This window comes from Bacillus sp. DE0042, assembly GCF_007680225.1.
GTDB classification, from domain to species: domain Bacteria; phylum Bacillota; class Bacilli; order Bacillales; family Bacillaceae_G; genus Bacillus_A; species Bacillus_A wiedmannii.
The window spans coordinates 1-23,055 of the sequence record NZ_VEJP01000011.1; the positions used below are offsets into that span (position 1 = coordinate 1).

23 protein-coding genes are annotated in these 23,055 nt (G+C 36.0%); 16 read left to right on the forward strand and 7 right to left on the reverse strand.

Translation table 11 applies throughout. The features are described 5' to 3' along the window. Positions 1–262: 262 nt before the first annotated feature. The 6 genes from gyrA to dnaA all read right to left on the reverse strand — a co-directional run bounded on the left by gyrA (position 263) and on the right by dnaA (position 8,922). Entirely contained in the window at positions 263–2,734 is a 2,472-nt protein-coding gene (gene gyrA / locus FS802_RS27730) for a DNA gyrase subunit A (RefSeq protein ID WP_098653619.1), read from the reverse strand. An 88-nt stretch (positions 2,735–2,822) separates the two neighbouring features. Continuing rightward, positions 2,823–4,745, reverse strand: coding sequence for a DNA topoisomerase (ATP-hydrolyzing) subunit B (gyrB, locus tag FS802_RS27735; protein ID WP_000435974.1), 1,923 nt, complete (start codon positions 4,743–4,745; stop codon positions 2,823–2,825). Positions 4,746–4,783: 38 nt separating this feature from the next. Further along, on the reverse strand, positions 4,784–5,911 hold the full coding sequence (gene recF / locus FS802_RS27740) for a DNA replication/repair protein RecF (RefSeq protein ID WP_000470743.1): 1,128 nt from the start codon (positions 5,909–5,911) through the stop codon (positions 4,784–4,786). Positions 5,912–5,923: 12 nt separating this feature from the next. Then, positions 5,924–6,136, reverse strand: a complete 213-nt coding sequence (yaaA, locus tag FS802_RS27745) for a S4 domain-containing protein YaaA (protein WP_000821366.1) — start codon at positions 6,134–6,136, stop codon at positions 5,924–5,926. A 127-nt stretch (positions 6,137–6,263) separates the two neighbouring features. Then, a complete protein-coding gene (gene dnaN, locus FS802_RS27750) occupies positions 6,264–7,403 on the reverse strand; it encodes a DNA polymerase III subunit beta (RefSeq protein WP_001212889.1) in 1,140 nt (379 codons plus the stop codon). A 178-nt stretch (positions 7,404–7,581) separates the two neighbouring features. Continuing rightward, positions 7,582–8,922: a chromosomal replication initiator protein DnaA gene (dnaA, locus tag FS802_RS27755; protein ID WP_098653620.1), complete on the reverse strand. Its 1,341-nt coding sequence runs from the start codon at positions 8,920–8,922 to the stop codon at positions 7,582–7,584. A 565-nt stretch (positions 8,923–9,487) separates the two neighbouring features. Between dnaA and rpmH the strand changes: the two genes are divergently transcribed. From rpmH to spo0J, 10 genes are all read left to right on the forward strand, one after another. Further along, positions 9,488–9,622 carry a 50S ribosomal protein L34 gene (gene rpmH / locus FS802_RS27760; RefSeq protein WP_000831901.1) on the forward strand — a complete coding sequence of 45 codons (135 nt, stop codon included), beginning with the start codon at positions 9,488–9,490 and terminating at the stop codon, positions 9,620–9,622. A 76-nt stretch (positions 9,623–9,698) separates the two neighbouring features. Then, the gene (rnpA, locus tag FS802_RS27765) at positions 9,699–10,046 is read left to right on the forward strand and encodes a ribonuclease P protein component (RefSeq protein ID WP_000731505.1); all 348 of its coding nucleotides are present in this window, start codon (positions 9,699–9,701) and stop codon (positions 10,044–10,046) included. A gap of 52 nt (positions 10,047–10,098) precedes the next feature. Next, on the forward strand, positions 10,099–10,866 hold the full coding sequence (spoIIIJ, locus tag FS802_RS27770) for a YidC family membrane integrase SpoIIIJ (protein ID WP_000726759.1): 768 nt from the start codon (positions 10,099–10,101) through the stop codon (positions 10,864–10,866). Next, positions 10,863–11,480, forward strand: a complete 618-nt coding sequence (gene jag / locus FS802_RS27775) for an RNA-binding cell elongation regulator Jag/EloR (protein ID WP_000117926.1) — start codon at positions 10,863–10,865, stop codon at positions 11,478–11,480. The genes spoIIIJ and jag overlap by 4 nt, the downstream gene beginning before the upstream one ends. 226 nt (positions 11,481–11,706) lie before the next feature. Next, a complete protein-coding gene (gene mnmE / locus FS802_RS27780; RefSeq protein WP_098653622.1) occupies positions 11,707–13,083 on the forward strand; it encodes a tRNA uridine-5-carboxymethylaminomethyl(34) synthesis GTPase MnmE in 1,377 nt (458 codons plus the stop codon). Between the two features lie 46 nt (positions 13,084–13,129). Further along, positions 13,130–15,019 (forward strand): tRNA uridine-5-carboxymethylaminomethyl(34) synthesis enzyme MnmG, encoded by a 1,890-nt coding sequence (gene mnmG, locus FS802_RS27785; RefSeq protein ID WP_000541059.1) that lies wholly within the window; start codon positions 13,130–13,132, stop codon positions 15,017–15,019. A gap of 21 nt (positions 15,020–15,040) precedes the next feature. Further along, positions 15,041–15,760, forward strand: a complete 720-nt coding sequence (gene rsmG, locus FS802_RS27790; RefSeq protein ID WP_098653623.1) for a 16S rRNA (guanine(527)-N(7))-methyltransferase RsmG — start codon at positions 15,041–15,043, stop codon at positions 15,758–15,760. Between the two features lie 105 nt (positions 15,761–15,865). Beyond that, entirely contained in the window at positions 15,866–16,738 is an 873-nt protein-coding gene (gene noc / locus FS802_RS27795) for a nucleoid occlusion protein (RefSeq protein WP_048560501.1), read from the forward strand. A 189-nt stretch (positions 16,739–16,927) separates the two neighbouring features. Beyond that, complete coding sequence (gene soj / locus FS802_RS27800; RefSeq protein ID WP_000516117.1) at positions 16,928–17,689, forward strand: sporulation initiation inhibitor protein Soj; 762 nt, start codon at positions 16,928–16,930, stop codon at positions 17,687–17,689. After that, positions 17,682–18,533 (forward strand): stage 0 sporulation protein Spo0J, encoded by an 852-nt coding sequence (gene spo0J, locus FS802_RS27805; RefSeq protein WP_098653624.1) that lies wholly within the window; start codon positions 17,682–17,684, stop codon positions 18,531–18,533. Before soj ends, spo0J begins: the two co-directional genes overlap by 8 nt. A gap of 20 nt (positions 18,534–18,553) precedes the next feature. Here the strand turns inward: spo0J and yyaC are convergent, their stop codons facing one another. Further along, on the reverse strand, positions 18,554–19,150 hold the full coding sequence (gene yyaC, locus FS802_RS27810; RefSeq protein WP_098653625.1) for a spore protease YyaC: 597 nt from the start codon (positions 19,148–19,150) through the stop codon (positions 18,554–18,556). A gap of 260 nt (positions 19,151–19,410) precedes the next feature. Between yyaC and FS802_RS27815 the strand changes: the two genes are divergently transcribed. From FS802_RS27815 to rpsR, 6 genes are all read left to right on the forward strand, one after another. Continuing rightward, positions 19,411–20,268 (forward strand): mechanosensitive ion channel family protein, encoded by an 858-nt coding sequence (locus tag FS802_RS27815; protein WP_098653626.1) that lies wholly within the window; start codon positions 19,411–19,413, stop codon positions 20,266–20,268. A gap of 20 nt (positions 20,269–20,288) precedes the next feature. Then, entirely contained in the window at positions 20,289–20,486 is a 198-nt protein-coding gene (locus FS802_RS27820) for a DUF951 domain-containing protein (protein ID WP_000436051.1), read from the forward strand. 114 nt (positions 20,487–20,600) lie between these two features. Then, the gene (gene ychF, locus FS802_RS27825) at positions 20,601–21,701 is read left to right on the forward strand and encodes a redox-regulated ATPase YchF (protein ID WP_000524656.1); all 1,101 of its coding nucleotides are present in this window, start codon (positions 20,601–20,603) and stop codon (positions 21,699–21,701) included. Positions 21,702–21,892: 191 nt separating this feature from the next. Continuing rightward, entirely contained in the window at positions 21,893–22,183 is a 291-nt protein-coding gene (gene rpsF, locus FS802_RS27830; protein WP_001233781.1) for a 30S ribosomal protein S6, read from the forward strand. 26 nt (positions 22,184–22,209) lie between these two features. Beyond that, positions 22,210–22,734, forward strand: a complete 525-nt coding sequence (gene ssb, locus FS802_RS27835) for a single-stranded DNA-binding protein (RefSeq protein WP_002096168.1) — start codon at positions 22,210–22,212, stop codon at positions 22,732–22,734. Between the two features lie 44 nt (positions 22,735–22,778). Then, positions 22,779–23,012 (forward strand): 30S ribosomal protein S18, encoded by a 234-nt coding sequence (rpsR, locus tag FS802_RS27840; RefSeq protein WP_000918874.1) that lies wholly within the window; start codon positions 22,779–22,781, stop codon positions 23,010–23,012. The last annotated feature ends 43 nt before the right edge of the window (positions 23,013–23,055 follow it).

The following is a 23,055-nucleotide window of genomic DNA, read 5'->3' on the forward strand; positions in this document are numbered from 1 at the left end:
GGATCAAACTCTCCAATAAAGTTAGTTTGTCTAGCATCTAAAAATAAAAATTGACGTTTCACGTTGTTTGTTTCGTTTAGTTTTCAAAGTTCAACATCGCGTTTCAGCGACTTTCATAATATATCATAGTATATTATTTTCGTCAACAAGTTTTTTAAGATAATTTGTATCTCTCATTTGCTGACTCTGCCTATTATATAGAGTTTTCTATTGCTATGCAAGTATTATTATAAAAAAATAAGAGGAGGAAAAATCCCCCCTCTTATTCTTCAGAAGAAACCTCTTCATTAGATTCCTCTTCTTCATCTTTCTGTGCTTTCGCTACCGTCGCTACCTCTTGCTCATCCTCTAATCGAATTAGACGAACACCTTGTGTATTACGTCCCATTTGAGAGATTTGATCAACTGGCATACGAATAATAACACCTGCTGCCGTAATTAACATGATATCTTCTTCACCTGTTACAGATTTAACAGCTACTAATTTACCGTTTTTATCTGTAATATTACAAGTCTTCAGACCTTTACCACCACGGCTTTGTAGACGGTATTCATCAATAGGTGTACGTTTTCCATAACCATTTTTCGTTACGATTAGAACATTTACATCCTCTTCGACAATTTCCATACCTACAACTTGATCTTCATCACCTAACGTAATTGCTTTTACACCAGCCGCATTACGTCCCATAGAGCGCACATCTTGCTCGTTAAAGCGAATTAACATACCATTGCTTGTTCCTACAATAATATCCTTATCACCAGATGTTAAACGTACAGATATTACTTCATCCTCTTCACGAAGAGAGATAGCGATTAAACCATTCGTACGTATATTTGCAAATGATGAAAGTGGCGTTCTCTTAGAAATACCTTGTTTTGTTGTGAAGAATAAGAATTCATCATCACCAAATTCACGAATTGGAATAATGGCGTTAATCCATTCACCCTTATCTACACCTAATAAGTTAATAATAGGTATACCTTTTGCTGTACGACTATACTCTGGGATTTCATATCCTTTCGTACGGTATACTTTCCCTTTATTAGTAAAGAATAAAATGTGATCATGCGTAGAAGTAGTTAATAAATGTTCTACGAAATCATCATCATTTGTTCCCATTCCTTGCACACCACGTCCACCACGGTTCTGTGTTTTGTACGTAGAAGCCGGTAACCTCTTAATATAACCATTATGAGTTAACGTAATAGCGATGTTTTGCTCTGGAATCAAATCTTCATCTTCAATAAATTCCATGCCACCAATTGTGATTTCCGTTCGTCTCTTATCATTGAAACGTTCTTTTACTTCCATTAATTCTTCACGAATAATCTCAAGAACTTTCTCTTCATCTGCTAAGATTGCTTTTAATTCAGCGATTAACTTCATTAAGTCTTGATATTCTTGCTCAATTTTTTCACGTTCTAATCCTGTTAAACGTTGCAGACGCATATCTAAAATGGCTTGTGCTTGTTTCTCACTTAAACCGAAACGTTCCATTAAGCCTTGTTTTGCAATATCTGCTGTTTTCGAACTACGAATTAACGTAATAACTTCATCTAGATGATCTAGAGCAATTCGTAATCCTTCTAAAATATGAGCACGTGCCTCTGCTTTTTCTAATTCATAAGCAGTACGTCGACGAATTACTACCTTCTGATGCTCCAAGTAATGATATAAATTTTGTTTTAAATTCAATACTTGTGGCTCTCCATTTACAAGAGACAACATATTAATACCGAAACTTGTTTGAAGTGCTGTATGTTTATATAGATTATTTAATAGTACATTGGCATTGGCATCACGACGTACTTCCATAACAATACGCATACCGTTTCGATCTGACTCATCACGTAAGTCCGTAATACCTTCAATTTTCTTATCACGAACTAATTCTGCAATTTTTTCAATTAATCGCGCCTTATTAACTTGATAAGGTAGTTCAGTTACGAGAATAGATTGTTTACCATTTGACTTCTCTTCAATTTCAACTTTAGCTCGAAGCATAATAGAGCCTCTACCTGTTTCATATGCTCTTCGAATCCCACTTCGTCCCAAAATTAAACCTGCTGTTGGAAAATCTGGTCCTGGAATAAACTCCATTAATTCCGCAATCGTAATGTCAGGATTATGGCTTAGTGCCAATACGCCATCAATTACTTCACCAAGTTGATGCGGCGGAATGTTTGTTGCCATACCAACTGCAATACCCGTCGTACCATTCACTAATAAATTAGGGAAACGCGCTGGCAATACAATTGGCTCTCTTTCAGAACCATCATAGTTATCTTGATAATCAATGGTATTTTTTGAAATATCACGTATTAATTCCATAGAAATCTTAGACATTCTTGCTTCTGTATAACGCATTGCTGCTGCTGAATCACCATCAACAGAACCAAAGTTACCATGTCCATCAACAAGCATATAACGTTGACTAAAATCTTGCGCCATACGTACCATCGTCTCGTAAACAGCTGAATCACCGTGAGGGTGATACTTACCGATTACTTCACCGACAATACGCGCTGATTTTTTATACGCTTTATCAGCTGTAATTCCTAAATCATTCATCGCATATAGAACCCTACGATGCACAGGTTTTAATCCATCACGAACATCTGGTAATGCACGAGATACGATAACACTCATTGCGTAATCTAAAAACGAGGTACGCATTTCATGACTAATATTAATTTCTCGAATTCGTGCTTGTTGTTGATTGTCTGACATCAACGAGCACCTCCTCTTACATTTCCGTTACACATACATTGATTTATATGTAGAAGACAGGAATACTTAGATTCCTGTCATTACCCATTTAAATATCAAGGTTTTTCACGTATTTTGCATTTTCTTGGATAAAGTTACGACGTGGCTCTACTTTATCTCCCATTAAAATTTCAAATGTTTCATCCGCTTCAATTGCATCTTGAAGTGAAACTTGAAGTAATGAACGTACTTCTGGGTCCATTGTCGTCTCCCATAACTGAGTTGGATTCATTTCCCCTAGACCTTTATAACGCTGAATTCCTGGCTTAGGTTGGGCTGGTAATTCTGCTAAGATTTTTTCAAGTTCCTTATCGTTGTAAGCATATTGAATTTTCTTACCTTGTTGTACTTTAAACAAAGGTGGCTGTGCGATATATATATAACCGCACTCAATTATTTGACGCATATAGCGATAGAAGAACGTTAATAATAGGGTACGAATATGCGCACCATCAACATCAGCATCCGTCATAATAATAACTTTATGATAGCGTGCTTTTTCAATAGCGAAGTCTCCGCCGATATTTGTGCCGATCGCCGTAATAATTGTACGAACTTCATCATTTGATAAAATTTTATCCAAGCGTGCCTTTTCAACATTAATAATTTTACCCTTCAGCGGTAAAATTGCTTGGAAATGACGATCGCGCCCTTGTTTTGCAGACCCACCCGCAGAGTCACCCTCTACGATATAAATTTCACTAATTGCTGGATCTTTAGAAGAACAGTCTGCCAATTTCCCTGGTAAACTTGAAACTTCTAAAGCACTCTTTCGGCGAGTTAACTCACGTGCCTTTTTAGCTGCTACACGCGCACGCGCTGCCATCGTCCCTTTATCTATAATTTTACGTGCGACATTCGGATTTTCCAGTAAGAACTTTTCAAATGCCTCTGAGAATACTGACTCTGTAATTGTTCTTGCTTCACTATTTCCAAGTTTCGTCTTCGTTTGTCCTTCGAATTGTGGATTTGGATGTTTAATTGACACAATCGCTGTTAAACCTTCACGAACATCTTCACCAGTTAAATTACTATCCGCATCTTTTAAAATATTATTTTTACGACCATAATCGTTGATCACACGAGTTAAGGCTGTTTTAAATCCTACCTCATGTGTACCACCTTCATACGTATGAATATTATTTGTAAATGAGTAAATATGATTTGTGTATCCTTCGTTATATTGAAGCGCAACTTCAACCTGAATACCATCTTTTGAACCTTCTACATATACAGGTTCTTCATGAATTGGCTGTTTTGAACGATTTAAATGTTCAACATATGATTTAATTCCACCTTCATAATGGAATTCTTTCTTCTGTTTATGTTCACGTTTATCTTCAATTGTTAATTTAATATTACGATTTAAAAATGCTAATTCGCGCATACGAGTTGCTAACGTATCAAATTCGTATACTATTGTTTCCTGAAAAATTTCTGGATCTGGTTTAAATCGAGTTATCGTTCCTGTTTGATCTGTGTCACCAATGACTTTTAAATCCGCAACCGGAATACCTCTTTCGTATTTTTGATAATGGATTTTGCCTTCACGATGTACAAATACCTCTAGTTCTGTTGATAGAGCATTTACTACAGATGCCCCAACACCATGCAAACCACCAGAAACTTTATAACCGCCACCGCCAAACTTACCACCAGCATGGAGAACAGTCATTATAACTTCTACAGCAGGACGTCCCATTTTTTCTTGTATACCAACTGGAATACCACGTCCATTATCCGTTACAAGAATACTATTATCTTCTTCGATACTAACGTTAATTTCATCACAATACCCTGCAAGTGCTTCATCAATACTATTATCGACGATTTCCCACACAAGATGGTGAAGTCCTTTTCCACTTGTAGATCCAATATACATCCCAGGGCGTTTTCGAACCGCTTCTAATCCTTCAAGTACCTGTATCTGACTTTCATCATATGAGTTTTCTTCCATTTGCTTTTGTTCCATTGACACAAAGATCACCTACTTTTCCATTTAAATAGGGATTACGCCCTATCTATTTCACAATCTACCGTGCCGTTCGTTACATGAATTGTTTTCGCTTCTTTTAATGTTTCGTGTTCAATTCCGTCGACACTCGTCGTTGTCACAAATGTTTGCACTTTTCCTTGAATTGTATTTAACAGATGCGATTGACGATAATCATCTAATTCTGATAATACATCATCCAATAAAAGAATCGGATATTCCTTAACTTCTGAGTAAATCAATTCAATTTCAGCTAATTTTAGGGACAGTGCGGTCGTTCGTTGTTGTCCTTGCGAACCAAAGACTTGAACATTTTTACTATTAACGAAGAATTGTAAATCATCACGATGAGGACCAATTAAAGTCGTACCACGGAAAATCTCACGTTGTTTCACAGATTGAAAATTTTCATAGTATACTTCTTTTATTTTCGACAAATCCATTGATTCTGATACATCCACACTTGGTTTATAGACAATTTCTAATTCTTCTAATCCACGGCTTATACCGCGATGAATTGGAGCTGCCCATTCTTGTAGTAAATGCAAAAATTCAAACCGTTTTTGCAATATTTTTGCACCATGCTCAATAAGTTGAAGTGTAAATACATCCAACATCGTTTCCTCATTCTTACTATTCCCTTGCATCTTTTTTAGCAAGTGATTTCGTTGCGTGAGCACCTTTTGATATTGACTCAATTCATACAAATAGACTGGAGCTATTTGACCTAATTCCATATCTAAAAAGCGTCTTCTTACTTGAGGGCTTCCTTTTACAAGATTTAAATCTTCTGGGGCAAACATGACAACATTCATCATGCCAATATATTGACTCAATTTTTGTTGTTCAAGTTGATTTAATTTTGCCTTTTTACCTTTTTTCGAAATATTTAATTCCAAAGACAAAGAACTATTTCTCTTTTGTAATTTCCCTTTAATTTGACCGAAATCTTCATCCCAACGGATAAGCTCGCGATCATTAGAGGTTCTATGAGATTTCGCCATCGCTAAAACGTAAATAGCTTCCATCAAATTCGTTTTCCCTTGCGCGTTTTCACCGATAATCACATTCACTTTATCTTCAAAGGAAAGCTCTAACTTTTCATAATTGCGATAGTTTTTTAATTGTATTTCTGAAATAAACAAAGGGCTCCCCCTTTATGCCTGAACTTGGAAACTTCCGCTTCCTGGAATTTCAATAATATCGTTCGCATATAATTTGCGACCTCTTCTATTTTCAAGTTCTTGATTCACGTACACTTCATATTCCTGTAAAAACCATTTTACAGCGCCACCTGTATCAATTACATCGGCTAACTTTAAAAATTGTCCTAGTGTAATATACTCTGTTGAAATTTTAATACGTTTCATAAAATCGCTCACTTTCTGAAAGTGTTCATTCTTTCATTGTACTAAATAAACTAACATTAGGAAAGTAATACCCAAAAATCAAATAAGGGCTACTAGTATCTGAAAACTAGCAACCCTTACTTCTTACTTAGTAAGTACGAACCGGTAAAATTAATTGAATAATGGACTCATCATTTACTGTACGAATTAAGAATGGTCTCATTGCGCCAGTAAAGCTAATTTTAATTTCAGTACTATCTAAAGCTTTTAGTGCATCCATCATATATTTTGCACTAAAAGATATTTTTAACTCTTCCCCATCTACTTTTTCACATTGAACTTCTTCTACCACTTTCCCAATTTCTGGTGAATTCGAAGAAATTTCTAGCATTTCTTGTTCTAAAGTTGATAATTTCACAACATTATTACGACCATCTCTTGCTAATAGAGATGCACGATCAATTGCTTGTAAAAATTCTTTTGTATTTACAAAAATATCTGTTTTACTTTCAGCTGGAATTAAACGAGTTGTATCAGGATAATTCCCTTCTAACAATCTTGAGAAGAATAATAAATGTTTTGTACGGAATAATACTTGATACTCCGTAATAACGATATCTACCATTTCTTCAGACTCATCTAGAATTTTGCTTAATTCATTTAAGCTTTTACCTGGAATAACAACATTCGCTTGAAATTCATCTGCGATTCCTTCGATTTTTGCTTTTCGAAGAGCCAACCTGTGACTATCTGTAGCAATGCAAGTTAATTCGCTGTTATATACTTTCCAGTTTACACCTGTCAAGATCGGTCTTGTTTCAGAAGTGGAAACTGCAAATACAGTTTGTCTGATCATATGTTTCAGTAAATCTGTTGGAATCTTAAAAACATGATGTTCTTCAATTTGTGGTAACAATGGATATTCAGCAGAATCTAAGCCATTTAAATTAAACTCTGATTTTCCAGAAATTATTTTTGTCATAAAATGATTTTCCACAGAAATTTCGACAGTCTCTTTAGGTAATTTTTTTACAATCTCACTAAAATATTTTGCTTGTAAAATAATACTTCCTGATTGTGCTACTTCTACGATTTCTTTTCCATCGTCTTCAACTGGGATAAAAGATTCAATAGAAATATCAGCATCGCTTCCTGTTAACGTTACTCCTTCTTCCGTAGCGACAACTTTAATTCCTGTAAGGATCGGAATTGTTGTACGGGAAGAAACAGCCTTCATTACATCTTGTACACTTCTTACAAGATAGTCTTTTTGTATTGTAAAACGCATAAAGAAAAACCTCCGGTAAGTATAATATTTTATTTAATTAATAAAGATAAAAAATAGTAGTAATAGTAATAGGTCCTGTGGATATGTGGATAACCCCATTAAAGGATGTAAAAACAGTCTATCTACATGTGGATAGACTGTGCATAAAATAAGGGAAGTTATTCACACTATTCAGCTACTACTTTAAAATATCTTTAATTTCTTCAACTTGCTTTTGTAATTGCGTATCCGTTTTAAGTAGCTTAGAAATTTTTTCGTGAGCATGGATAACTGTTGTATGATCACGTCCACCAAATTCTTCACCTATTTTAGGTAAGGAGTAATCTGTAAGTTCGCGCGATAAATACATTGCAATTTGGCGAGGGAAGGCAACTGATTTTGTTCGCTTTTTCGCCTTGAAATCTTCCAGTTTTATTTGATAAACATCCCCGACAGCCTTTTGAATATCATAAATAGAGATAATTTTTGGTTTAGAATTTGGAATAATATTTTTAAGTGCTTCAGCTGCTAAATCAGCATTAATATCTTTGTTAATTAAAGATGAATAAGCTACAACTCGGATGAGTGCACCTTCTAGTTCACGAATGTTTGAATCAATTTGATTTGCAATATAAAGCATAACCTCATTTGGTATATCGAGTCCTTCAGCCTTTGCTTTTTTACGTAAAATTGCAATTCGTGTTTCTAAATCGGGTGGCGTAATATCCGTAATGAGTCCCCATTCAAAGCGAGAACGAAGACGATCTTCTAAAGTTGGAATTTCTTTTGGTGGCCGATCACTTGAAATTACAATTTGTTTACTTTCTTCGTGTAATGCATTGAATGTATGGAAAAACTCTTCTTGAGTTTGTTCTTTTCCTGCTAGAAATTGAATATCATCTATCAATAAAACATCTACATTACGGTATTTATTACGAAAATCGACCGCTTTATTATCACGAATAGAATTAATGAATTCATTTGTAAATTTTTCTGATGATAAATATACAACCTTCGCGTTTGGGTTATGTTCAATTACATAATGACCAATTGCATGCATTAAATGGGTCTTTCCGAGTCCAACTCCCCCGTAAATAAAGAGAGGATTATATGCTTTAGCTGGCGCTTCGGCTACGGCCAATGAAGCAGCGTGAGCAAAACGGTTACCAGAGCCAATAACAAATGTATCAAACGTATATTTTGGATTTAGCATACTCTGTGGTAAATGATTAGAATCATCTTGTGCTGAATTTGGTTTAGAAGGAGGAAGATCAATCTCCTCTTCAGCTTGACTTTGGGGAATAATAAAGCGAATAGCTAATTTTGCCCCCGTTAAATCATAAAGTGTTTCCGAAATTAGTTCTGAATAATGAGATTCTAACCAATCACGAGCGAATTCATTTGGAGCCGTAATTGTTAATACGTCTTTTTTTAAATTATGTGCGGTTGTTGATTTTAACCATGTTTCATAACTAGGTTTACTGACCTTTTTTTCTAGTTCTTTTAAGGCGCTGTTCCATAAATCAGAGATGTTTTCCAAAGGTGTCCCTCCTTTACTAAGATGGTAAAAGAATAAGGTTGCGCAACAAATGTACAACCTAAATAAATATAAAATGTATATTTATACGAAACGTATTTTAAAACCTAAAAACGTCGTTTGTATATGAGATAGGGTTTTCGACAAAAAAAGCAAATGTGGATAATCATTTACCCACATGTGATTAAAACTGTCCACATGTTATACACAAATTGTGGATAAGATAAAGATGTGGAAAACTTATTCAAAGTGAAAACACAACTATAATATCAAAAAAAAGTAGCTATAGCAATGAATTTAAGAAAGTTATCCACAAAATCAATACCTTGTGGAATAAACTTGTCCACAACACGATATACTGTGTAAAAGTACGAAAAGGGTTTGTGGATATAAAAAACCGAAAAAAACATTTATCCACAAGGAAATATAGGGTCTGTGAAAAAGTATGTGAATAGGTTCAAAATGAATATTTGATGAAAATTTCGAGAACCATTGACATTTTCCTAGTTGATTAACTATAATTTATAGGACTGTCTTTAACAGATATTCCTCAGGGAGGTGTCATATAATGAAAAGAACTTACCAACCAAATAAACGTAAGCGCAGCAAAGTACATGGTTTCCGCAGCCGTATGAGCACAGCGAACGGACGTAAAGTGCTAGCAGCTCGTCGTCGTAAAGGAAGAAAAGTATTATCTGCGTAGACCACTGATCGTTCAGTGGTCTTTTTTTCTAATAATAGTGAATTTCCACTGATGAACTACAGGAGTGTCAATTGATATGAAGAAAAAATATCGTATAAAAAAGAATGATGAATTCCAGACGGTTTTTCAAAAAGGAAAATCAAATGCTAACCGTCAGCTTGTTGTCTATCAACTAGATAAGGGAGAGCAGCCAAACTTTCGTATTGGCCTTTCTGTCAGCAAGAAAATAGGAAATGCAGTAGTGCGTAACCGAATTAAACGTATGATTCGCCAGTCGATCACAGAATTAAAAGATGAGATAGATTCTGGAAAAGATTTTGTTATAATAGCAAGGAAGCCTTGTGCAGAGATGACATATGAAGAATTAAAGAAAAGCTTAATTCATGTCTTTAAACGCTCTGGTATGAAAAGAATAAAAAAGTAGCGTAAGGAAATGAATTACACTATATACATACCGAAACAAGGAGGAGCAGGCTTTGAAAAAGAAAATAGGTTTACTAGCCATGGTTATTGCATTAATGGCAATTGCTACTGGCTGTAGTGAAGTGAATCAGCCGATTACACCGAAAAGTACTGGAATTTGGAATGAATATTTCGTATATCCGCTTTCTCAGTTAATTACGTATTTTGCCAACTTATTTGGTAGTAATTACGGTTTAGCAATCGTTGTTACAACTCTTATCATTCGTTTTGCATTATTACCATTAATGATTAAACAAACGAAGAGTACGAAAGCAATGCAGGCGTTACAACCAGAAATGGTGAAGTTAAAAGAGAAATATAGTTCTAAAGATCAAGCAACACAACAAAAACTACAACAAGAAATGATGCAGTTATATCAAAAAAATGGTGTAAACCCATTAGCAGGATGTTTACCGATATTTGTTCAGATGCCTATTTTATTCGCGTTTTACCATGCGATAATGAGAACAGCTGAAATTAGTAAGCATACATTTTTATGGTTCGATTTAGGGCAGGCAGATCCGTACTATATCTTACCGATTGTCGCGGCAATTACGACATTTATTCAGCAAAAGCTTGCAATGGCAGGAACAGCTGGTCAAAATCCGCAAATGGCAATGATGATTTGGCTTATGCCAATTATGATCTTAGTCTTTGCAATTAACTTCCCAGCTGCATTATCACTTTACTGGGTTGTTGGTAATATCTTTGGTATCGCTCAAATGTACTTGATCAAGGGGCCAGAAATTAAGGCTAGTAAGGCAGGAGGATCAAGCAAGTGAGTGTAGTTACTGCTAAAGGACAAACAGTCGAGCTGGCAGTACAAGATGCTTTAAGACAACTAAATGTTCCAAAAGACCGAGTAGATATAAATATTATTGATGAGGGTAAAAGAGGATTCCTAGGTTTATTTGGGAATCGACCTGCAGTAGTAGAAGTTGTATTGAAGAAAGATCCAATTCAAGAATGTGAAGAATATTTAAAAAATGTTATTCACGATATGGGTGTGGAAGCTGAGATTAGTAAAATTGTAAAAGGACGCGAAGTTGAATTTACAATTTCTGGCGAAAATATAGGTGTTTTGATTGGGAAAAGAGGAAACACCTTGAATTCTTTACAGTATTTAACAAAACTTGTGGCGAATCGTAGTACGAAGCAGTATATTGGTATCACACTAGATGCTGAAAATTATCGTAGTAAAAGAAAAGGTACATTAGAAGCACTTTCTTATCGATTAGCAAAACAAGTAGTAAGTACGAAAAAAAGAGTTGTGTTGGAGCCTATGCCATCTTTTGAACGAAAGATTATCCACCAAGCATTATCTAATCATCAAAATATCATTACAACTTCTGAAGGAAAAGAACCACATCGACATGTTGTAATATCTTCCAAGTGACCGGTTACTCAATTGAGTGCCGGTTTTTTTGAGTGGAAAATAGGTGTGGATAACTAAAAAACACTAAACTTATCCACTGTGAATAAGTTTAGTGTTTTTTACATGAGGACATAATAAAATGAGTTATTATTCTTTTGTAGATAGGTTCGTTATGGTATTCTAATAATTTAGTGAAGAAAATAATCATGTTGAAATAGAGATAAATAAGCAAGTGAGGTGAAAGGACATGGAATTTGATACAATTGCCGCGATTTCCACAGCGCTTGGAGAGGGTGCAATTGCCATTGTTCGAGTAAGTGGAGATGATGCGGTTGAAAAAGTTAATCGTATTTTTAAAGGGAAGGATTTAACAGAGGTTCCTTCTCACACAATTCATTATGGTCATATTGTCGATTTAGATACAAATCAGGTTATTGAAGAAGTGATGGTATCTATTCTGCGTGCACCAAGGACTTTTACACGTGAAAATATAGTGGAAATTAACTGTCACGGCGGACTTGTTTCGGTAAATAAAGTATTGCAGCTTATTTTAGCACAAGGAGTACGATTAGCGGAGCCTGGTGAATTTACAAAACGTGCTTTTTTAAATGGCCGTATTGATTTATCACAAGCAGAAGCTGTTATGGACTTAATCCGTGCAAAAACAGATCGTGCAATGAACGTAGCGATTAATCAAATGGAAGGACGATTATCTAAATTAATCGGCCGTCTGCGTCAGGACATATTAGAAACGTTGGCTCATGTTGAGGTAAACATAGATTACCCGGAATATGATGATGTGGAAGAAATGACACATAATATTTTAATTGAGAAAGCTACACATGTTCGTACGGAAATTGCAAAAATATTAGAAACATCGAAGCAAGGAAAGATTTTACGTGAAGGTATTGCTACTGCAATCATCGGTAGACCTAACGTTGGGAAGTCATCGCTATTAAATAGTCTTGTTCAGGAGAAAAAGGCAATTGTAACTGATATTGCAGGAACAACTCGTGATGTTATTGAAGAGTACGTTAATGTGCGTGGTGTACCACTTAAACTTATAGATACAGCCGGTATTCGTGAAACGGAAGATGTTGTTGAACGAATTGGTGTAGAGCGTTCAAAAGAAATGATGAGCCAAGCTGATTTAGTGTTAGTTGTCATTAATTATAGCGAGGCTTTAACGCATGAGGATGAAGATCTATTCCGTGCCGTACAAGGAAAAGATTTCATTGTTATTGTAAATAAGACAGATTTATCGCAAGTAATCGATATGGAACGTGTTACAGAATTGGCAGCGGGAAATCGTATTATTACAACATCGTTAATTGAAGAACAAGGAATAGATGAGCTTGAAAAGGCAATAGCTGATTTATTCTTTGAAGGAACAATTGATTCTGCAGATGTGACATATGTTTCTAACGCGAGACATATTGGATTATTAACACAAGCAGGAAAAACAATTGGAGATGCAATTGAGGCGATAGAAAATGGTGTTCCAATTGATATGGTGCAAATTGATTTAACAAGAACGTGGGAAATACTTGGTGAAATTACTGGTGATACCGTCCATGAAAGCCTAATTGACCAGTTGTTCTCTCAATTTTGTTTAGGAAAATAATATAGCGATGTTTTAGAAGGATAGAGATTATTAGGAGGAATAAACAATGGGATACAATGCCGGTTCATACGATGTCATAGTAATCGGTGCAGGTCATGCAGGATGTGAAGCTGGTCTTGCGGCAGCACGAATGGGCTCCAAAACATTAATGTTAACAATTAATTTAGATATGGTAGCGTTTATGCCATGTAACCCTTCTGTTGGTGGACCAGCAAAAGGGATTGTTGTTCGGGAAATTGATGCATTAGGCGGAGAAATGGGACGCAACATTGATAAAACGTATATTCAAATGCGTATGTTAAATACAGGTAAAGGGCCAGCTGTACGCGCGCTTCGCGCACAAGCAGATAAGTTCTCTTACCAGCATGAATTAAAGAAAACAATTGAAGAAACACCAAATTTAACGTTGTTCCAAGGAATGGTTGAGCGTTTAATCGTCGAAGATGGCGAATGTAAAGGGGTAGTTACGCAAGCTGGTGCTGAATATACAGCCAAAACAGTTGTAATTACGACTGGAACATTTTTACGCGGTGAGATTATTATGGGAGATTTAAAATATTCGAGCGGTCCGAATAATCAACAACCATCTATTACTTTATCCGAACATTTAGAGGAGCTTGGATTTGATCTTGTTAGATTTAAAACAGGTACGCCTCCGCGTGTAAATAGTAATACGATTGATTACAGTAAAACAGAAATTCAGCCAGGTGATGATAAACCACGAGCTTTCTCTTTTGAAACGACAAAATTTATTATGGATCAAATTCCATGTTGGTTGACGTATACAAGTACGGAAACACATCGTTTAATAGATGAAAACCTACATCGCTCAGCTATGTATTCTGGTATGATTAAGGGAACAGGACCTAGATATTGTCCTTCAATTGAAGACAAAGTAGTAAGATTTAATGATAAACCACGTCATCAAATTTTCTTAGAGCCAGAAGGACGTAATACACAAGAAGTGTATGTACAAGGTTTATCCACAAGCTTACCAGAAGATGTGCAACGTGATATGCTTAGAACGATACCTGGCCTAGAAAACGTTGAAATGATGCGTACAGGTTATGCAATTGAATATGATGCAATTGTGCCAACACAACTATGGCCAACACTTGAAACGAAAAAAATTAAAAATTTATATACAGCAGGACAAATTAACGGAACTTCTGGTTACGAAGAGGCGGCAGGACAAGGGCTTATGGCTGGGATTAATGCAGCATGTCGTTCTTTAGGTAAAAAAGAAGTTATTTTAGGTCGCGCGGATGCTTATATTGGTGTCTTAATTGATGATCTTGTAACGAAAGGTACAAATGAACCATATCGCCTATTAACGTCTCGTGCAGAATATCGCCTATTATTACGCCACGATAATGCTGATCTTCGTTTAACTGAAGTTGGTCGTGAAATTGGATTAATTAAAGAAGAGCGCTATGAGCGATTTACAAATAAAAAATTAAAAATTGAACAGGAAAAGGAACGTTTAAGCAGCATTATTATTAAACCACGTCCTGAAGTTCAAGAATTAATTCGTAGTATTGGCGGAAGTGAATTGAAAGATGGAATACGTGCAAGTGACTTATTACGTCGTCCAGAGATGACATATGAGCATATTCATCTTTTAGTACCAAGTGAAGTAGAATTAAGTGATGAAATTACAGAACAAGTTGAAATTCAGATTAAGTACGAAGGATATATCGAAAAATCTTTACAGCAAGTAGAGCGTATGAAGAAAATGGAAAACAAAAAAATCCCTGTGGATATTGATTATGATGCGATTTCTAGCCTTGCCTCAGAAGCGAGACAGAAATTGAAAGATGTTCGTCCACTTTCAATGGGGCAGGCTTCACGTATTTCTGGCGTGAATCCAGCGGATGTTTCTATTTTACTTGTGTATATTGAACAAGGAAAAATTGCGCGAGTATCGAACCAATAAATAGTAAGGAGATATTGTTAGATGAACATAGAACAATTTCAATCTATGCTAGAAGAGAAGGGTATCACCCTCTCTTCTAAACAGTTAGAGCAGTTCGAAATCTACTTTGAAACATTAGTAGAGTGGAATGAAAAAATGAACTTAACGGCTATTACGGAGAAAGAGGAAGTATATTTAAAACACTTTTTTGATTCCATTACGGCTGCTTTTTATTATGATTTTTCAGAACCATTCTCAATTTGTGATGTTGGCGCAGGAGCTGGATTCCCAAGTATTCCTTTGAAAATCTGTTTCCCGCACTTAAAAGTAACAATTGTAGACTCATTGCAAAAACGTATTAACTTCTTAAATCATTTAGCACAAAAGTTGGAATTAGGTGACGTTGCGTTTTGTCACGATCGTGCTGAAACATTTGGGAAAAAAGAAGGTGTACGTGAATCGTACGATATTGTAATGGCACGTGCAGTTGCGCGTCTTTCGGTATTGAGTGAGCTATGTTTACCACTTGTAAAAGTTGGGGGAACGTTCATTGCAATGAAAGGTGCCGCAGCAAACGAAGAAATTGAAAATGGCAAGTATGCTTTAGAGGTGCTAGGCGGGAATTTAAAAGAAATGTCTACGTTCCAATTACCGTTTGAAGAAAGCGAACGTAATATTTTATTAATCGAGAAAAAGCGCAAGACACCAAAGAAATATCCACGCAAACCGGGAACACCCAATAAATTACCTATTGAAAAATAAATCTTATTAGACGTAAGATTAAATTATATAAATGAAAACGTAAATGTTTCATAGGAAACATTTTATGGAGAATAGTCAATAGGCCTAAAAGGTGGTGGAATATGTATGAAAAATACGTTTTCTCGTTTATTTGGCTTTGGAGATAAAGAGAGCGAATTCGAATTACAAGACGAAAGCCATGAAGAAATAGATAAAAAGGTATATGAAGAAATACAAGAAATTCCGATAGTAAATATTACCCCTAACCGTTATCAACCACGAACAGTTTTTGATGATGCGCGAATTGAAGAGCTAGCACTAACGATTCGTACACACGGACTGATTCAGCCAATTGTTGTGAGGCAATATGAGGATGACAAGTACGAGATTATCGCTGGAGAAAGGCGTTTCCGTGCGGCAACAAAGTTAGGGTGGGAAAAGGTTCCTGCAATTATAAAGAACTTAAATGATACAGAGACAGCTTCTGTAGCTTTAATTGAAAACTTGCAACGTGAGGAACTAACAGCAATCGAGGAAGCTGTGGCATATCAAAAGCTAATTGAGTTACATAATTTAACACAAGAAGCATTGGCACAACGACTTGGAAAAGGACAATCCACAATCGCAAATAAGTTGCGATTGTTAAAGTTGCCTGAAGAAATAAAACGTGCGTTATTAGAAAAAAGCATTACAGAACGTCATGCCCGCGCGCTCATTCCTTTAAAGAATGAGGAATTACAACTGAAGGTTTTACAGGAAATTGTAGAGAAACAACTGAATGTAAAGCAAACAGAGGAACGAATTGCGAAATTACTAGAGGAAGCCAAACCGAAGCGTAAGGCAAAGCAAAAAGCAGTAAGTCGAGATACGAGAATTGCCATGAATACAATTAGGCAGTCATTACAAATGGTTGCTGACAGTGGTTTAAATGTTAATTCTGAGGAAGCAGAATTTGATGAGTACTATCAAATTACAATTAAAATTCCGAAGAAAAAATAATAATGGCGTGTTAGAGACCTTATCCTATAGGATAGGTCTCTTTTACTATATTTTCTTGTTAGATGAAGAAGGAGTTTAGAAATAAATTTTGAAGTTTAATAAGGACGTAAAAGAAAAACTTTTATTTCATGTTACAATAAACGTAATTGTTACTAGAATAAGATAGAAAGGTTGAAAGTAGGTGACATCATGGGAAAAATCATTGCTATTGCCAATCAAAAAGGTGGCGTTGGAAAAACAACAACATCTGTTAATTTAGGGGCTGGATTGGCACAAGTAGGTAAAAAAGTCCTTCTTGTAGATATTGACGCTCAAGGAAATGCAACGACTGGTGTGGGAATTGAAAAATCCGAATTAGATCAATGTATTTACAACGTTCTTGTGGAAGATGCAGATGTTCAAGGGGTTATACGGAAAACCGCAACTGAAAACTTAGATGTTCTACCCGCTACAATTCAATTGGCAGGTGCTGAAATTGAATTGGTACCGACTATTTCCCGGGAAGTACGTTTGCAAAGGGCATTACAGCCAGTTCGTGATGAATATGACTATATTATTATCGACTGTCCCCCGTCCTTAGGGTTATTAACGATTAATGCATTAACTGCAGCAGATTCTGTTATTATTCCTGTTCAATGCGAATATTACGCACTAGAAGGATTAAGTCAGCTATTAAATACAGTTCGACTTGTGCAAAAGCACTTAAATAAAAATCTAGCAATTCAAGGTGTATTGCTAACGATGTTGGATGCCCGTACGAATTTAGGGATTCAGGTTATAGATGAAGTGAAAAAATACTTTAGGGATAAAGTATACCGTTCGATTATTCCTCGTAATGTTCGTTTAAGTGAAGCACCAAGTCATGGGAAACCAATTATGCAGTATGACGCTAAATCAAGAGGGGCAGAAGTATATATAGATTTAGCAGAGGAAGTGATTGCAGGTGGCTAAAGGATTAGGAAGAGGAATTAATGTGTTTTTTCCTGATTTAGATGTGAAAGAAGAAGAGGCAATTCAGGAGATCGTGATAACTGAATTAAGACCGAATCCATATCAACCACGTAAATACTTTAATAAAGAGGCAATTCAAGAATTATCGGCCTCTATTAAAGAGCACGGCATATTGCAACCGTTAATTGCTAGGAAGAGTATTAAAGGATATGAAATTGTTGCAGGTGAAAGAAGATATCGTGCTGCCAAAGAGGCGGGGCTCGAAAAGGTACCTGCCGTTGTAAGACAATTAAATGAGCAGCAAATGATGGAATTTGCATTGCTTGAAAACTTACAACGAGAAGATTTAAACCCAATGGAAGAAGCAATGGCATATCAAATGTTAATGAATGAGCTAAATGTAACGCAAGAACAATTAGCAAAACGTCTTGGTAAGAGCAGACCTTACATTGCAAATTATACGCGTTTATTAAGCCTCCCTCCATTTGTGCAAGATATGATTGCAAATGGGCAACTTTCAATGGCTCATGGGAGAACTTTGCTTACGATAAAAGATGAAGAACAATTGAAATCTTTATTGAAACGAATCGAAAAAGAAGGATTAAATGTTCGTCAATTAGAGAAAATTGTTCAGGAGATTAATCAACGCGTTTCACGTGAAACAAAACAAGTGAAAAAAGAGAGAAACATATTTTTTGTAGAACGCGAAACGTTCTTAAGAGAAAAGTTTGGCACAGATGTGAAAATTAAAGAAACGAAAAAAGAAAAAGGTAAAATCGAAATTGAATTTTTTAATAAAGAAGATTTAAATCGTATTTTAGAATTATTAGCGCAGAAAAACTAAAAAGCAAACCATCTTATTATTTATAGATGGTTTGCTTTTTTTAATACAGATAATTTTTGGTCTGTTTCTTTTATACTTTGTGCAATTACATCAGCCATTTTCATGACTAAACTTAATCTTGTATTTTGCAGGACGAAAAACTCCATAAAACCATTTAGATTTACGATGCCATGAATATGTAAATCACCAACTGCAGGTAATTTTTTGTTCATCGCAGCTCCAGGTTTACTAGGCCCCATTCCGGTAGTGATGGAACCGATGCTTTGAGACTTTCCTAAACAGGCATCAACCGCAATTATAAATGAAGTAGGATTATCTTTCTGTATATTTTGAATTCTTTCTTCTAAATTTAGCGCATGCACTGGCTCATCTAGTGTGCCGAACACTTGGAAGTTTTTAATTCCTACTTGTTCTAGTTTCGTACCGACTAACGGGCCGAGTGCATCGCCTGTAGAACGATCTGTTCCGATACAAACGAGAATAATCGGTATATTTATTTTAATAGGGATATGGGAAAGTAAGAAGTTACTAATTGTCTCGGAGGCTTCTACGTCTTGGTGCATAACATTTTGAGTTTCTTTTTCGAAAAAGGGTAAGCGAAAACTTCCAATATTCATGAAGCATCCATCCTTTTAATAAATTTTCAAAATATGTTATATGGTGAGTAAAATGGAAAACTATAAGTGCGTATTTCCTGTAAAACTTGAGTGAAAACGGAAATAATAGTACTAGTATATATATATTCGTTCCATTTTATACCTGCACGGAAGTTAACAAATACAATTAAAGTCATAAAATTTTTGCGGAAATCAGGGTGACTTCTGATACAATGAGAAGGATAATTAAAAAGGAATTTTAGCTGGAGAGGTAGAGGTATATGGATTTAGCGTTGAAATGGTTTGAGTCCATTGATTGGACGAATATAGGTGTGAAATCACTAAAAATAGTCGTTATTTTAATACTTGGTGCAATTATTGTGCGAGTTGCGCGTGCAATTGTACGAAATGCGTTTCGTATGGGAAGCCGTTCGCCAATTCAAATTTCAGAACGTCGTACAGTTACAGTAGCGAAGTTACTTGAAAATATTGTGGCATACGTTGTTATGTTCATTATGTTAATTGCGATTTTGGGTGTGTTTAATATTAATGCATCTGGTTTATTAGCGGGTGCCGGGGTAATTGGTTTAGCAGTCGGATTTGGTGCTCAAAGTTTAGTGAAAGATGTTATTACGGGGTTATTTATTTTGCTAGAAGATCAATTTTCAGTAGGTGACTATGTGAAAATTGGTCAGTTTGAAGGTGTCGTTCTAGAAATTGGACTTCGTACAACAAAAGTAAAGAGCTGGACAGGCGAAATTCATACTTTACCAAACGGAAGTATCATTCAAGTTACAAACTATTCAGTTAGTAATAGTGTAGCATTTGTTGATGTATCCATTTCGTATGAGGCTGACATAGCGAAAGCGGAGCAAGTCATTGAAGAGTTATTAGAAGAATTACCTGCACAGTATGAGCAAATGGTAACAAAGCCTCAGTTATTAGGTGTGCAAACATTGGCTGCATCAGAAGTTATATTACGTGTTATTGCGGAAGTAGAGCCGATGCAACATGCGGTTGTTGCAAGAGCCCTTCGTAAAGAAATTAAAAATCGTCTAGATTTACATGGAATTGAAATTCCATATCCACGTATGGTTTTATATAATCGTGAAGAATTGGTGAGTGGAAAAGCAATTTAGTATGGAGAGGGGTTTGGAGAATGGAGCAAAAGCAGTATAACTTGTACGATGTTGTGGAAATGAAGAAAGCCCACCCATGTGGTGAGAATCGCTGGAAGATTATTCGTATGGGAATGGATATCCGCATTAAGTGCGAGGGATGTGACCATTCAGTAATGATTCCTCGAAGAGAATTTGATCGTAAGGTGAAAAAAATACTTGTGAAGCACGAAGAATAGAGAGAAAGTAACAGTTGCAATGGGTAGCTGTTACTTTTTTCGTTTGGAGGAAACTTGTCATTTTTTTCGTTACTATCTATAATGATGAAAGATTGAGACATAGGAGTGAAAAATATGGGATTAACGGCTGGGATTGTTGGATTACCTAACGTAGGGAAGTCAACTTTATTTAATGCAATTACACAAGCAGGAGCAGAATCTGCAAACTATCCATTCTGTACAATTGATCCAAACGTAGGGATTGTAGAAGTACCAGATGAGCGTTTAAATAAATTAACGGAATTAGTAGAACCGAAAAAAACTGTTCCGACTGTATTTGAGTTTACTGATATTGCAGGTATCGTAAAAGGTGCTAGTAAAGGTGAAGGTTTAGGAAATAAATTCTTATCTCACATTCGCCAAGTAGATGCAATTTGCCAAGTTGTTCGTTGTTTTGAAGACGAAAACATTACACACGTTTCAGGGAAAGTAGATCCGATCGATGATATTGAAACAATCAACTTAGAGCTAATCTTAGCGGATTTAGAGTCTGTTGATAAACGTATCGAACGTGTTGCGAAATTAGCAAGACAAAAAGATAAAGAAGCGGTATATGAGCATGAAATTTTAGTTCGCTTAAAAGAGGCTTTTGAAGAGGGAAAACCAGCTCGTACTGTTGAATTTACAGAAGAGCAAATGAAGATTGTTAAAGGTCTTCATTTACTTACAACGAAAGAAATGTTATATGTAGCAAACGTAAGTGAGGACGATATTATCGATCCTTCTGAAAACAAATACGTACAAATGGTAAAAGAATTTGCTGCAAATGAAAATTCTCAAGTAATCGTTGTATGTGCAAAAATCGAAGAAGAAATCGCTGAGCTAGACGAGGAAGAGAAAAAAGTATTCCTTGAAGAACTAGGCATTGAAGAATCTGGTTTAGATCAATTAATTCGTGCTGCATATGATTTATTAGGACTTGCTACTTACTTCACAGCAGGTGTGCAAGAAGTACGTGCATGGACGTTTAAACAAGGTATGAAAGCACCACAATGTGCTGGCGTAATTCATACAGACTTTGAGCGTGGATTTATTCGTGCAGAAACAGTTTCTTACGAAGATTTAATGACAAACGGTTCTATGACAGCTGCAAAAGAAGCTGGTAAAGTTCGTTTAGAAGGAAAAGAGTATATCGTAAAAGACGGAGACGTTATGCACTTCCGCTTCAACGTTTAATTTAATATTTCCTAGGAAAAATAAAGATATGAACTTGGCAAATATATTATGTTTTTGCCAAGTTTTTTATGTATGGGTGAGTTGATTCATCTAACTTACTATGATATAATCTAAACTCGTGAGTAATTACTATAAATTAATTGCTCCTTGCCCATTATGGGCCGTTTAGACCAAAAGGAGGTGAAAGTGTAATGAGAAAGTACGAAATTATGTACATCATTCGTCCTGGCGTTGAAGAAGAAGCTCAAAAAGCTTTAGTTGAACGTTTCGCAGGTGTTTTAACAAACAATGGTGCAGAAATCATTAACACGAAAGAGTGGGGTAAGCGTCGTTTAGCTTACGAAATCAACGACTTACGTGAAGGTTTCTACATGATCTTAAACGTGAACTCTAACGCAGAAGCGATTAACGAATTCGACCGTTTAGCTAAGATCAACGAAGATATCCTTCGTCATATCGTTGTTAAAGAAGAAGAAAAATAATTGATATATAAGGGAGAGTGGTTCGATTGATGAATCGTGTTATCCTCGTTGGTCGTTTAACTAAGGACCCTGACTTACGTTACACGCCCAATGGTGTTGCAGTAGCTACTTTTACGTTAGCTGTGAATCGCGCATTTGCGAATCAACAAGGTGAGCGTGAAGCTGACTTTATTAATTGTGTAATATGGCGTAAACAAGCAGAAAACGTGGCAAATTATTTGAAAAAAGGTAGCTTAGCAGGCGTAGACGGACGTCTTCAAACTCGTAATTACGATGGACAAGATGGTAAACGTGTATATGTAACAGAAGTTCTTGCGGAGAGCGTACAATTTTTAGAGCCGCGTAATGGCGGTGGGGAGCAACGTGGTTCATTCAATCAGCAACCATCAGGAGCTGGTTTCGGTAACCAAAGCTCTAACCCGTTTGGTCAGTCTAGTAATCCAGGTGGTAACTCAGGTAACACTGGTAACTCTGGATTTACAAAGAATGACGATCCATTTTCGAATGTTGGTCAACCGATTGACATTTCGGACGACGATTTACCATTTTAATGGTATAAATCGGCTATTTTTAACAAAGAATGGAGGGAATAGACATGGCAGGACGCAAAGGTGGACGTGCGAAACGTCGTAAGGTGTGTTTCTTCACATCTAACGGCATCACTCGCATTGACTATAAAGATGTTGATTTATTAAAACGTTTCGTTTCTGAGCGTGGTAAAATTTTACCTCGTCGTGTAACAGGAACAAGCGCAAAATACCAACGCAAACTTACAGTTGCAATTAAACGTGCTCGTCAAATGGCACTTTTACCATATGTTGGTGAATAATAGCGTATGAAATGCACAGTAGAGTCGGACTCTACTGTGCATT